9 protein-coding genes are annotated in these 12,708 nt (G+C 60.0%); 3 read left to right on the top strand and 6 right to left on the bottom strand.

Going from position 1 to position 12,708, the window contains the following annotated elements; all coding sequences use genetic code 11:
• Positions 1-36 precede the first annotated feature (36 nt).
• Genes QCBJ_RS11240 through QCBJ_RS11230 form a run of 3 tightly spaced genes read left to right on the top strand, consistent with a single transcriptional unit; the run spans position 37 to position 1,665 of the window.
• Complete coding sequence (locus QCBJ_RS11240) at positions 37-717, top strand: class I SAM-dependent methyltransferase (RefSeq protein ID WP_043205833.1); 681 nt, start codon at positions 37-39, stop codon at positions 715-717.
• A gap of 4 nt (positions 718-721) precedes the next feature.
• The gene (locus QCBJ_RS11235; protein WP_015885674.1) at positions 722-1,441 is read left to right on the top strand and encodes a lipopolysaccharide kinase InaA family protein; all 720 of its coding nucleotides are present in this window, start codon (positions 722-724) and stop codon (positions 1,439-1,441) included.
• A complete protein-coding gene (locus QCBJ_RS11230; protein ID WP_015885673.1) occupies positions 1,438-1,665 on the top strand; it encodes a hypothetical protein in 228 nt (75 codons plus the stop codon). The genes QCBJ_RS11235 and QCBJ_RS11230 overlap by 4 nt, the downstream gene beginning before the upstream one ends.
• Before the next feature lie 60 nt (positions 1,666-1,725).
• Here QCBJ_RS11230 and QCBJ_RS11225 read toward each other — a convergent pair whose 3' ends face one another.
• The 6 genes from QCBJ_RS11225 to QCBJ_RS11200 form a co-directional block, all read right to left on the bottom strand.
• The gene (locus tag QCBJ_RS11225; protein WP_064054584.1) at positions 1,726-4,752 is read right to left on the bottom strand and encodes a multidrug efflux RND transporter permease subunit; all 3,027 of its coding nucleotides are present in this window, start codon (positions 4,750-4,752) and stop codon (positions 1,726-1,728) included.
• A gap of 3 nt (positions 4,753-4,755) precedes the next feature.
• Positions 4,756-5,886 (bottom strand): efflux RND transporter periplasmic adaptor subunit, encoded by a 1,131-nt coding sequence (locus QCBJ_RS11220; protein ID WP_102060840.1) that lies wholly within the window; start codon positions 5,884-5,886, stop codon positions 4,756-4,758.
• Between the two features lie 168 nt (positions 5,887-6,054).
• A complete protein-coding gene (locus QCBJ_RS11215; RefSeq protein ID WP_102060839.1) occupies positions 6,055-9,114 on the bottom strand; it encodes a multidrug efflux RND transporter permease subunit in 3,060 nt (1,019 codons plus the stop codon).
• Positions 9,111-10,268 (bottom strand): efflux RND transporter periplasmic adaptor subunit, encoded by a 1,158-nt coding sequence (locus tag QCBJ_RS11210; protein WP_102060838.1) that lies wholly within the window; start codon positions 10,266-10,268, stop codon positions 9,111-9,113. Before QCBJ_RS11210 ends, QCBJ_RS11215 begins: the two co-directional genes overlap by 4 nt.
• Before the next feature lie 263 nt (positions 10,269-10,531).
• The gene (locus QCBJ_RS11205; RefSeq protein WP_102060862.1) at positions 10,532-11,629 is read right to left on the bottom strand and encodes a DUF1513 domain-containing protein; all 1,098 of its coding nucleotides are present in this window, start codon (positions 11,627-11,629) and stop codon (positions 10,532-10,534) included.
• 2 nt (positions 11,630-11,631) lie between these two features.
• The gene (locus QCBJ_RS11200) at positions 11,632-12,696 is read right to left on the bottom strand and encodes an imelysin family protein (protein ID WP_102060837.1); all 1,065 of its coding nucleotides are present in this window, start codon (positions 12,694-12,696) and stop codon (positions 11,632-11,634) included.
• Positions 12,697-12,708: the final 12 nt, after the last annotated feature.

The raw sequence follows: 12,708 nt of genomic DNA, 5'->3' as shown, positions 1-12,708 counted from the left end.
CTTAAGGTTGTAGGCATCAGTAACTGGAGATCAGTGATGTCTACCCCGATCAAACTCGAATTTTCCGAAAAGTACGACGACGAGCACGCGCAGAATTATTTGCTCAAGCATCAGGACAATCTGGCTCGCCGGCTGTCCCACAAACGCGACGAGCAATTAGCGCGCGGTGCGCTGGCCATGGCCGGTGAGCCGGGGTTGGTGCTGGACTTGCCATGCGGGGCCGGGCGGTTCTGGCCGTTGCTGGCGGAGAAGCCCAACCGTGTGATTATCGGTGCCGACAATTCAGCGTCGATGTTGAAGGTCGCCACAATCGCCCAACCGGCGGACGTGGTGAAACGGGTACGCCCCTTGCAGACATCTGCCTTTGATATCGATTTGCCAGATAACTCGGTCGACAGCATCTTCTGCATGCGCCTGATGCACCATATTGGTGATCCGGCGCACAGGCTAGCGATACTGCGGGAATTTCAGCGTGTTACCCGCGACAGCGTCATCATTTCGCTGTGGGTGGATGGCAATTTCAAGGCCTGGAAACGCAAGCGCGCCGAAGTAAAACGTCGCAACAAGGGTGAGCAGGAAGGTTACCAAAACCGGTTTGTGTTACCGGCTGCTACTGTTGAAGCAGAATTCGAGGAAGCGGGTTTCCGTGTCCAGGAGTCCCTGGACTTCATACCGCTCTACGCCATGTGGCGAGTCTATGTATTGCGCAAGAGGTAACAGGATGGCAGTTGAGTGCGTAGCGGGCAGTCACGTAGCTCCCGAAGAGCGATTCGATTATTTCTGGCGCCAGCAGGGCGAGTGGGTCGAGGAGCCTAACCGTCGGCGTGGCGGTGAAAGTGGCGTGCAACGGGTCATGGGCCCCAATGGACGCTTGCTCTACAGCAAACGCCAGACTGGTCATATCTACCGCAGCTGGTTGCACCCGTTCGGCCGCCCCACGGTGTTGCGCGAGCGCGATGCCATCAAGGGCCTGCGCCTGTTGGATGTGCGAGTGCCGGAGATGGTGTTTTGCGAGGCGCGCCGCGACCCCGAGCACCAATGGAAGGCGTTGTTGGTCACCGCCTCTCTCGACGGTTTCGACGAAATCGAAAACTGGTACGCCGCCGGTGGCCGCGAACAGTACGGCGAGTTGGTTCACGAGCGTCTGCTCAAGGAATTGGCCGGCACCCTGGCGCGTATGCACAAGGGCCGTTGGCAGCATGGCTGCCTGTACATCAAGCATATTTTCGTGCGGGTGACGGGCGAAGGTGACTCGGCCAACGTGGAAGTGGCGCTGCTGGATTTCGAGAAATGCCGCCAGCGTTTGACCGCTTATCGGGCGGCCTCCCATGACATGCTGCAATTGCGCCGCCATTCGTCGTGGAACGATACCGACTGGAAGAAACTCAGCTATTTTTATGAGACGGCGTTTGGCAGCGCTATCAAGGGTTTAACCAGATGAAGCTAGAAATAGCACGAGGTTTGTTCCTGGTCGGGGCGCTGGGCGTTGCAGCCTTGGCGCTGGCGGCGTGGGAACAGCCCCGCACACAGGTGCTCAGTGCGACGCAGGGTGGCGGGCAATGCCTGTTGCCGCGCGTCGCCAAGACCAGTGTGGCGGTCAAGCCTGATCATGAGTTGTTGCTGTTCATGTTTGGAATGTCTCAAGGGATGAGGCCGCAGAGTTGAAACGATTCAAACCCCCGAAAAAGGGCCTTGCGATGCGAGGCCCTTTTTTTTGCCTGCAGGTCAGGCCTTATCCGGTTTGGCCAGCAAGGTATACACGCAAGGCAGCACAAACAATGTAAACAGCGTGCCGATCGACATACCTGTCGCAATCACCATACCGATATCAAACCGGCTGACCGCGCCCGCACCCGTGGCGAAAATCAGCGGCACCATGCCGAACACCATCGCCGCGGTGGTCATCAACACCGGTCGCAAGCGAATCGCTGCGGCTTCTTCCACCGCCTGGCGTGGCGTCAGGCCCTTGTCTTTGCGCAGTTGGTTAGCGAACTCCACGATCAGGATCCCGTGCTTACTGATCAAACCGATCAGCGTCACCAAACCGACCTGGGTGTAGATGTTCATGCTTGACCAACCCAGGAACAGCGGAATCAGCGCCCCGCAGATCGACAACGGCACTGTCACCAGAATCACCAACGGGTCACGGAAACTCTCGAACTGCGCCGCCAGCACCAGGAAGATAATCGCCAGGGCCAGGCCAAAGGTGACCCACAGCGCCGTGCCTTCCTGGATAAATTGCCGGGACGCGCCGCTGTAGTCGAACGCATAGCCGGGCGGGGTTTCTTCAAGGGCGATCTGGCGCACGGTGTCGATGGCCTCGCCCATGCTGACGATGGGAAACCCCGAGATCAGCGCCGAGTTGAGTTGCTGGAACTGGTTCAGCTGCCGGGGGCGGGCGCGGTCCGTCAACGTGATCAGGGTCGAGAGTGGCAGCAACTCGCCCTGGGCGTTTTTCACGTAGTAGTTGTTCAGCCAGTCGGGGTTGTCGCGGTAGGCACGCTCGACCTGGGCAATCACTTTGTAGCTGCGTCCATCCAGGGTGAACCGGTTGATTTCCGCCTCCGCGAGCAACGTCGCCAGGGTGCCGCCGAGGTCCTGCATCGACACGCCCATCTGCGCCGCCTTGGCACGGTCGATATCCACCACCACTTCGGGTTTGTCGAATGCCAGATCGATATCGACAAAGGCAAACTTACCCGACGCCATCGCGCGCTTTTTCACCCGGTTGGCCACATCGAGCAACGACTCATAGTCGTTGGCCGTGTTGATCACAAAGCCGAACGGCAAGCCTTCGCCCGTGCCCGGCAAAGAGGGCAGGTTGAAGCCGAACACTTGCAGGCCGGGAATCTGCTCGAGGCGCTTTTGTACCTCGGGCAGGATTTGCATCTGGGTGCGGTCGCGCTCGTTCCACGGCTTGAGCAGAAAACCGCCGATGCCCGATTGCACACCGTTGAAGCCGTTGATCTGGAACGACGAGTAGTACTCCGGGAACTCCTTGAAAATTTTGATGAACTCGTCTGTGTAGGTGTTGAGGTAGTCCAGGTTAGTCGGCTGCGGCGCGCTGGCCATCATGAAGATGATGCCTTGGTCTTCGTCAGGCGCCAGTTGCGACTGGGTGAACTTGAGGAACACCGGGATCAGGCACAGCACGATCAACGCAAACACGATCACCACCGGCCGCGTGTTCAGGGTGCCGTGCAGCATGCTCTGGTAGCGGCGCTTGAGGCTGTCGAAGATCCGGTCGAGGCGGTGAGCCAGGCCCGAAGGGTTTTCATCGTGACGCAACAACAGCGCGCACATCATCGGCGACAGCGTCAGGGCGACGATGCCGGAAATGATCACTGCACCGGCGAGGGTGAGGGCGAATTCCTTGAACAGCGCACCCGTGAGCCCTTCGAGAAAACCAATCGGCGCATACACCGCCGCCAGGGTGACGGTCATCGACACCACCGGCAGCGCGATTTCCCGCGCGCCTTCCAGCGCTGCATCCAGAGGCGTCTTGCCGTCTTCGATATGCCGGTGGATGTTTTCCACCACCACGATGGCATCGTCCACCACCAGGCCGATGGCCAGGACCATCGCCAGCAGCGTCAGCAGGTTGATCGAATAGCCCATCAACTGCATGAAAAACAGCACGCCGATCATCGACAGCGGGATCGTGATGACCGGGATCACCACCGACCGCAGGGCACCGAGGAACAGGAACACCACCACAATCACGATCAGTACCGCTTCAAACAGCGTCTTGACGACTTCGTTGATGGAGGCCTGGATAAACAGCGTGGCGTCGTAGGCGATTTCGGCCTTGAGGGTGGGCGGCAGCTGGGATTCCAGCTCCGGCATGATCTTGCGCACTTCCTTGATCACATCCAACGGGTTGGCGCTGGGCGTGGCCTTGATACCGATGTACACCGACGGCGTGCCGCCAAATGAGCTGATGGCGTTGTAGTTTTCCGCGCCCATTTCCACCCGCGCCACGTCCCGCAGCAGCACACGGCTGTCGCCGTCGGTTTTCACCGTGATCGCGCCAAACGCGTCGGCGGACTTGAGATCGGTGTTGGCGTTGATACTGGTGACCACGAACTCGCCCTTCACCTCGCCGGCGGCGGACAGGAAGTTGTAGCGGCGCACGGCGTCGGTGATGTCGCTGGCGCTGAGGCCGAAACCGGCGAGTTTCACCGGGTCGAGCCAGATGCGCATGGCGAATACCTGGTTGCCGAGGATCTCCGCTTCGGCCATGCCGGGCAGGGTGGCGAGCTTGGGCTGGATCACCCGAGACAGGTAGTCGGTGATCTGTGGATTGCTTAGTTGCCCGCTGGAGAAGCTGATGTACATCAGCGCCGAGGCGTCGGCGGCTTCTTTGCTCAGCACCGGGTCCTCGGCATCCTGGGGCAGCTTGTTCTTGACCTCGTTGGCCTTGGCCAGCAATTCGGTAAACAGGCGGTCGCTGTTGGCGCCGATGCGCGCATAGATCGAGATCACCGAGAAGTTCTGGCGACTCACCGAGGTCATGTAGTCGATGCCTTCGGCGCTGGCCAGGCTTTGTTGCAGGGGTTGGGTGATATAGCCCTGGATGGTCTCGGCGTTCGCACCGGGGTAGGCGGTGGTCACCGTGATCAGAGCGTTCTCCATGCTTGGATACTGGCGCAGCGGCAGCTTGCTGTAAGCCTGGAAACCCAGCAGCACAATCAGCAGGCTGACCACCATGGCCAGCACGGGCCGGCGAATAAAGACGTCGGTGAACTTCATGGCTCAGTGCCCTGCCGGCAGGTTTTTGTCCGGGCTGATGGCAATGGGCGTGCCGTTGTCCAGCTTCAGCTGGCCGGCGCTGACCACCTGCTCGCCGGCTTTCAGGCCCTTGCTCACCAGCACCAGGCCGCCGCGCCGCTCACCGGTCTCGACGAACCGCCGTTCGGCGATCAGCAGCGGCTTGCCATCGGCATCCTTTTCCACCTCGCCGCCCTGGGTTTTTTTCTCGGCCACGGCGTACACCGAGTTGCCGTAGAGGGTGTAGGTAATCGCGCCTTCCGGCACCACGATCTGCGCGGCGGGATTGGGCAGCAGCACGTCCAGGCTGGTGAACATGCCGGGCAGCAGCTTGCCCTCCGGGTTGGCCAGGGTGGCGCGCACCAGCACATTGCGCGTGCTGTTCTCGACCTTGGGGTTGATCGCACTGACGCTGCCGGGGAATGGTTCGCCTGGGTAAGCCGAGACGGCGACCTGCACGGCCTGCCCAAGGGCGACTTTGGGCACGGAGTGCTCGGGGATATAGAAGTCGACGTAGAGGCTGCTGATGTCCTGCAAGGTGGCGATCACCGTGCCGCTGGCCAGGTAGTCGCCTACGTCCACTTGGCGAATGCCGATGGTGCCGCTGAATGGCGCGACGATGTGCTTTTTCGCCAACGACGCCTTGAGCTGATTGACCGTGGCCTTGTTCTTTTGCAGTTGCGCGGAGAGGCGGTCGAACTCGCCTTTGGAGATGGCTTGGCTGCCGACCAGTTGGCTGCCGCGACCGTAGTCCAGCTGGGCCAGGCCGAGGTCGGCCTGGGCGGTTTCCAGCAGGGCGCTTTCCACTGCGCTGTCGAGTTGCACCAGCGGCTGCCCGGCCTTGACCTTCTGCCCGGACGCGAACTGCACGTCCTTGACTGTGCCGGCAACCTCCAGGCTCAGGTTGACCCCTTGCAAGGCTTTGAGCGTACCCACCGAGGGCAGGCGTAGTTGCCAGGGCTGCTCGGTCGCCGTGGCGACGGCCACACTCACGGGTGGCTTGGGTTTGGAGAAGACCTGGATTTGCTGATAGATGGAAAAGGCTTTATAGCCCGCCAGCAGCAGGACAATTAACAGGACAACACCCAACATGATCAGCAGGCGACGGCGCAGCATATTCCGGTTCCTTGGAAAAACTGGGGCAGACGAAGACAGGCACATCCGGAACATACTCCGAGTGTCGGAGGTATTCCAGCGGGTAAGTTTTACCGTCGGTGGCAGGCTGGAACTCACCGATTGTCAGTTGTAAAAGGTGAGAAAGGGCTGTCAGCCCTTTCCAGTGAATCAGTGCGGGGATGTGCTGCCAACCGTTCGAGCCGCAGGGTCGGCTTTGGTCAATGCCGCGTACACCGATGGCAGGACGAACAAGGTAAATAATGTCCCGATCGACATGCCGGTGGCGATCACCAGGCCAATATCAAATCGGCTGACGGCGCCTGCGCCGCTGGACAAAATCAGCGGGATCACCCCCAGCACGGTTGCCAGGGTGGTCATCAGAATAGGTCGCAGACGGATTGCTGCTGCCTCCTCGACGGCGGCACGCGGTGAAAGGCCCTGTTCCTTGCGCAGTTGGTTAGCAAATTCGACGATGAGGATACCGTGCTTACTGATCAGGCCTATTAACGTGACCAAACCGATTTGCGTATAGATGTTCAGGGTGGACCAGCCCAGGAACAGCGCGATCAACGCCCCGGCTATCGACAGTGGCACCGTCACCAGTATCACCAACGAATCGCGCAGGCTTTCGAACTGTGCGGCCAATACCAGGCCGATGATCGCCAGCGCCAGGCCGAAGGTGCCCCACAGCGCGTTCCCCTCCTGAACAAACTGGCGGGTAGCATTGCTGTAATCGAAGGTGTAGCCCGGTGGCGCCTCCTCTTGGGCGATTGCTTGCAGGGTTTCGAGCGCATGACTCATGCCGACAATCGGAAACCCTGAAACGATGACTGAATTGAGCTGTTGGAACTGATTCAACTGCCGTGGTCGCACCTGTTGGCTGGATACTTTGATTAATGTCGAAAGGGGAAGCAATTGACCGTCGGCGTTTTTGACTGCGTAGTGGCTCAGCCATTGCGGATTGTCTCGGTAGGTGCGCTCGACCTGGGCAATCACCTTGTAGAGGTGGCCATCAATGCTGAACCGGTTGATTTCCGTTTCAGCCAGCAGGGTCGCCAGGGTCAGGCTCAGCTCTTCCATGGATACCCCCATTTGCGCGGCTTTGGTCCGGTCGATGTCGATCACCACTTCGGGGCGGTCGAACGCCAGGTCGATATCCACGTAGGCAAATTTTCCTGAGTCTATTGCACGTTGCTTGATGCGTTCGGCCACGCTCATCATCGACTCATAGTCTTGCTGGGAACTGAGCACGAAGCCGAAGGGCAGGCCCTCACCCCCTCCTGGCAGGGACGGCAGGTTAAACGCGAAGACCTGCAGGCCGGGGATACGGTCCAATTTTTCGCGCAGGGGGGCAAGTACCTGCATCTGTGTGCGGTCACGCTCTTTCCAGGGTTTGAGTAGAAACCCACCGACACCTGAATGAACACCGTCCAGGCCGTTGATCTGGAACGAAGCCTGGTATTCGGGCAGCGTCTTGAACGGCTCGATAAATGCTTGGGTATACGTATTCAGGTAGGCCAGGTTGGTCGGCTGCGGCGCACTGGAAAGGATGAATATCAGGCCCTTGTCCTCATCGGGCGCCAGTTCCGAAAGGGTGAACATGAGCATTACGGGAATCAGGCCGAGTATGACCAGGGCAAACACCAAGACCACCGACTGCGCTTTCATGATCTGATGCAGGCGTTGCTGATAGCTTTTTCTCAACGCATTAAAGAAGCGGTCCAGGATCAGGAACAGGCCCTTGGGCTGTTCCTCGGGGCGTAGCAACACCGCGCACATCATCGGTGACAGGGTCAGCGCGACGATACCGGAAATCACCACGGCACCGGCGAGCGTCAGGGCGAACTCCTTGAACAAGGCGCCCGTAAGGCCTTGCAGGAAACCGATAGGGGTATACACCGCAGCCAGTGTGATGGTCATGGACAGCACCGGCACACATATCTCTCTCGCACCCCGGATAGCCGCTTCAAGAGGGGATTTACCCCTTTCGATGCGCCGGTGAATGTTTTCCATCACCACGATGGCGTCATCGACGACCAGGCCGATCGCCAGAACCATGGCCAGCAGGGTCAGAACGTTGATGGAGTACCCCATCACTTGCATGAAAAACAGCGTGCCAATCAGTGACAGCGGAATAGTGACGACTGGAATTACCGCTGAGCGCAGCGAACCCAGGAACAAAAAAACCACCAACACCACGATCACGATGGCCTCCACCAGGCTGGACAGCACCTGGTCGATAGAGGCGTTGATGTACAGCGTCGAGTCGTAGGCGATGTCCACGTCCAGGCCAGGTGGGATCTGCGATTGCAGCTGCGGCAGCAATTCGCGAACGTGCTTGGCCAACTCCAGGGGGTTGGCGTCGGGGGCCGGTTTGATGCTGATGTAGAGTGCAGGGATGCCATTGAACGTACTGAAACTGTCGTAGTTCTGGGAACCCAATTCCACGCGTGCCACGTCACCCAGGCGCACCTGGCTGTCGCCCTTGGTTTTCAGGGGGATCGCATTAAACCCCTCTACCGAATGGAGTTCGGTGTTGGTCTGGATGCTGGTGACGACATATTCACCTGTCACATCACCTGCGGTGGGCTGCACGTTGTAGCGCTTGATCGCCTGCGTCACCTCACTGGCGCTCAAACCAAAACCAGCGAGTTTTATAGGGTCCAGCCACAGGCGCATGGCAAAGCTCTGGTTGCCGATGATCTGCGCTTCGGCCATGCCCGGCAGGGTCACCAGCCGAGGTTGAATCACACGACTCAGGTAGTCAGTGATCTGGGCGTTGTTCATGGTTTCGCTGGAAAAGCTCAGGTACATCAACGCGGTATTGTCAGCCGCGACCTTGCTCAGTATCGGGTCGTCAATCTCGCGCGGTAACTGGTTCCTGACTTCATTGGTCTTGGCCAGCAGCTCCGTGAACAAGCGGTCGCTGTCGGCGCCGACTCGCCCGTAGATCGAGATGATCGAGATGTTCTGGCGACTGGAAGACTTCATGTAATCGATGCCTTGCGCGCTGGCCAGGCTCTTCTGCAACGGTTGGGTGATGTAGCTTTGAACACTCTCGGCACTTGAGCCTGGAGAGACCGTGGTCACCGTGATCAGCGCACTTTCCATCTGTGGGAACTGGCGCAACGGCAATTTTCCGTACGCCTGCCAGCCCAGCAACACAATTAACAGACTCACCACCAGCGCAAGTACGGGGCGGCGAATGAACAGGTCGGTGATCGTCATTCTTCGTTTTCCCGATAGGTCGCCTGGGGCAGGTCGTCCGGTTGATTCCTGTCGATGCTGATATGCACCGGCGTACCGTGCACCAGCTTGTTCTGACCGGCAGTGACGACTTGTTCACCCTTGTGCAGGCCCTTGTCGACCACGACAAGGCCATCGCGTCGCTCGCTGCTTTGGATCAAGCGCCGCTCGGCGATCAGCACGGGCGTGCCGTCTTCCTGCAGCCCATGCTCCTGGGTGTCATCGGGGGGGGCCACAACGTACACGTATTGGCCGTAGGGGCTGAACGTGATCGCGCTTTCCGCAACCACCGTGTGCAATTGCGGGTCGGCCAGCTGTATCCGCAGGTCAGCGAACATGCCTGGCAGCACATTTTTGGGCGGGTCTGCCAGGGTCGCCCGCACCAATACATTTCGCGTGCTGTCATCAACGATCGGGTTGATGGCGCTGACGCTGGCGAGGCTGAAAACACCGGGGCGCGCGGAGACTTCAACCTGAACCGACTGGCCGATCGTGATCAATTGGGCGGCTTGCTCGGGGACATGGAAATCAACGTAAAGACTGCTGGTGTCCTGCAGGCTGGCGATCACCGTACCGCTTTGCAGGAAGTCACCCAGATCCACTTGGCGAATACCGATGATGCCGCTGAAAGGGGCGACGATAGATTTCTTTTTCAGTGCTTCGCTGCGTTGCGCAACGAGGGCATTGTGCCGCGTGAGCTCTGCACTCAGTCGATCGTACTCACCTCGGGAAATGGCGTTGATCGTCACCAGCTCCTTGCCGCGTTCGAAGTTCTGCCGGGCCAAACGTTGGTCCGCCCGTGCCATGTCCAACTCGGCCTGTTCGGTCTGGTGCTCAAGTTGCAACAACGGTTGGCCCGCATCGACCCTTTGCCCTGACTCGAAGTGCAGCTGGGTGACCACGCCGGGGACTTCGATACTTAAATTGATACCTTGCAATGCCTTGAACGTGCCAGCCGCCGGCAACTGGCGCTGCCAGCGCTTTTCGAATGCGTTGGAGACCGCCACGCTCACGGACGGCTTTGGCGCATGCAGGATCTGCAGCTGTTGGTAAACCCAAAACGCCTTGTAGCTGGCAAGCATCAGTACGACTAACAGGACGATACTGAGCATGGTAAGCATCCGACGGCCCGGCATAGCTGGTTCCTTATAGTGAGGCGAGTGAGGTGTTGCATGAAGGACGCGCAGGCAGGACCATCCGACGACACGCTGAGCGCCGAAGTTTTCACGAGAAAGGCGGGGGCAATAAGCAGTAAATTCGCGAGTTTCTGTAGGAATACAGATCTCTAAATGAAAGGTTTTTTCATATTTGCTGTAGGAAAAATGCGGAGTGTTGCTGAGGGAGGGGCATGCGCCAGGGCGTCAGCCCAGGCGCTAAGGCGCTGAAGAGAGTCCCGGCGTTAGATCAGATGCAGATGGTTATCCCAGAGCCCCGCCGGCAGCTCCAACGGTTTTGCAAGCAGTGGGTTCTGGCGGCAGTCGTAGAACCGGCAACGCCCTTGTCCCGACGTCACGACAAACCCATCGTCTACGGCACCGACACCGGCACAGTCGGGCAGCGGCCCATCAAGCCGCAGTTCGCCGCTGTCCATGTCCCAGATGAAGAAGCGGTTGCCACGCGGTGCGGTCAACGCCACCAAGCGCAGCTCGCTGTGCACTGCAACGCTGGCGGTGTAGTGCCCCATGGCCTGCAGCTGTTCATCGGCCACCGGGAATGCCACGAAGGGCTGCCCTGGACGCTTGATCGCCAACAACTCGGAGCGTTCCTGGGACGGCCCCATGAACTGCTGCCCGGTGAGAATGGTGCCGTCGCGGGCGATCCCCATATGGCGCACGCTGTTCATCTGCTGGCCGAGGGTTTCCTTGCTGATCAGCGTACCGTCACGCTGCATCAGCACCAAGCTCGGTTCCATGGCGTTGAGGTTCATCTCCACGCGGCTTTCGGCTTCGGTGCGAATGCCGCCGTTGGCCACCACCAGGGTTTCGCCGTCGGGCATCCACGACACCTGGTGCGGACCGATACCGTGGGTGGAGATTTCGCCAGTGTGCACCAGCCGTTCGCCTTCGAACGTGTACACGCCGAGCAGGCCGCGGCCAGGGTCGGACGTATCGTTTTCGGTGGCGTACAGCCAGTCGCCGCTCTTGTGAATGACCGCGTGGCCATAGAAGTGGCGGTTGGCCTTCGAGGTGATGGTTTGCAGCAACGCGCCATCCCGCAGGTCGATCAGGTAACTCTCGGTGCCCGGGCGACGGGCGACAAACAGCGCAATCGGCAACGTCGGGTGGTTGATGATGTCGTGGCAGCGCTGGCCGACCTGGGTGGCAAACACCGGCTTGCCGTCCAGGCGATAGCCCACGGCGTAGTGCTTGCCGTCCGCATCATCCCGCGCCGAGAGCAGCAGCGGGCCCTTGTCTTTACTTTTGAACAGCGTCCAGCCACCCAACGTGAGTGCGCTGAGCAGCACGCTGCCAACGGCCAAAGCCTGTCGCCTGAGCATCATCAGTCACCGTCGTTGGCATTGAAGCCCAGTTGGATGCCCAGCGCCTTGGCCAATTCGCCTTCGTGCAGGCGGTGGACGACGTTGAGGCTGTCATAGATATCGTTGAGCTGCTGGCGCCCGGCATCGTCGGCCAGCAGCTCGTTGAGGGTGCGCGGGTTGCTGTCGAACAGTTTCAGGGACGCGGCGTAGGCGGCGTCGATCTTGTCAGCCAACGGTTTCTGCTCGGACGGCAGCAGGCCGCGCAGGCCTTTGTTGTCGACGCCGACCCACACGGTCTGGGCCGCCGCGAGGCTGGCTTGCAGGCTTTGCAGGGACGACTGGCTACGCCACGCATCGGCCTGGAAAGGCTGCGGGATACCCTTGGTCTGGCGGCCCATCGGCGTGCCGAGCTTTTTCTTCAGGGTGTCCAGTGCGGTCACTTGGACGCGCAGCAGATCGGCAATGGCTTCGTGGGAATCGGCGTAGCGCTGGTTCGGGAACTTGGTCATCTGCGCGAGCATGCCGTCGGTGCTGTTCCAGCTGGCCAGGATCTCTTCGGCGAGCGCCTTCTGGCGATCACCGATGGCCATCAGCAGTGGGCAGTAACGGGCCTTTTGGGCGTCGTCGGCGATATCGGTCTTGGCGTCGTAGAGGATGTATTCGTAGGCCGACAGGCCTTGCACCACCACGCTGGACTTGGCCAGGGTGGCACCGTCGATCTGCGGCTGGCTGGCGACCAGTTGCTCGACCTGGCGGCCGACCAGGTTTTTCTTGTCCGGCCAGAACTGCACCTGCCACGCACGGTTGCCTTCAGCCAGCGGGCCGATCAACAGCGGTTGCAGCTCGGCCCAGGCCTTTTGTGCGTGGAGGAAGTCGGCACGCGCGGTGTCCAGGCTCTCTTTACCCTGGCAGTAGGCCAGGGCGCTGACGGCCAGTTGGCGGTCGGCTTCAACCCAGCGGCTGTAGGTGGGCAGAATCACTTGCTTGGCGATGGCCGCCGAGGTCACGGCTTGCGGGTCTTGCGGCGAGCAGGCACCGAGGGCGAGGGCGGCAAGGCTGGTGAACAACAACTTGGGACGGAACATGTCGAGCTCCCT

It is taken from the genome of Pseudomonas sp. QC2 (genome assembly GCF_002859085.1).
Classification (GTDB): Bacteria; Pseudomonadota; Gammaproteobacteria; order Pseudomonadales; family Pseudomonadaceae; genus Aquipseudomonas; species Aquipseudomonas petroselini.
This window is presented reverse-complemented; position numbering and strand designations above follow the sequence as displayed.

Bases quoted from the DNA above. Each gene is read 5' to 3' on its own strand.
- QCBJ_RS11235 (WP_015885674.1), top strand. From the start codon at position 722: ATGGCAGTTGAGTGCGTAGCGGGCAGTCACGTAGCTCCCGAAGAGCGA.
- QCBJ_RS11200 (WP_102060837.1), bottom strand. From the start codon at position 12,696: ATGTTCCGTCCCAAGTTGTTGTTCACCAGCCTTGCCGCCCTCGCCCTC.
- QCBJ_RS11220 (WP_102060840.1), bottom strand. From the start codon at position 5,886: ATGCTGCGCCGTCGCCTGCTGATCATGTTGGGTGTTGTCCTGTTAATT.
- QCBJ_RS11230 (WP_015885673.1), top strand. From the start codon at position 1,438: ATGAAGCTAGAAATAGCACGAGGTTTGTTCCTGGTCGGGGCGCTGGGC.
- QCBJ_RS11205 (WP_102060862.1), bottom strand. From the start codon at position 11,629: ATGCTCAGGCGACAGGCTTTGGCCGTTGGCAGCGTGCTGCTCAGCGCA.
- QCBJ_RS11215 (WP_102060839.1), bottom strand. From the start codon at position 9,114: ATGACGATCACCGACCTGTTCATTCGCCGCCCCGTACTTGCGCTGGTG.
- QCBJ_RS11210 (WP_102060838.1), bottom strand. From the start codon at position 10,268: ATGCCGGGCCGTCGGATGCTTACCATGCTCAGTATCGTCCTGTTAGTC.
- QCBJ_RS11240 (WP_043205833.1), top strand. From the start codon at position 37: ATGTCTACCCCGATCAAACTCGAATTTTCCGAAAAGTACGACGACGAG.
- QCBJ_RS11225 (WP_064054584.1), bottom strand. From the start codon at position 4,752: ATGAAGTTCACCGACGTCTTTATTCGCCGGCCCGTGCTGGCCATGGTG.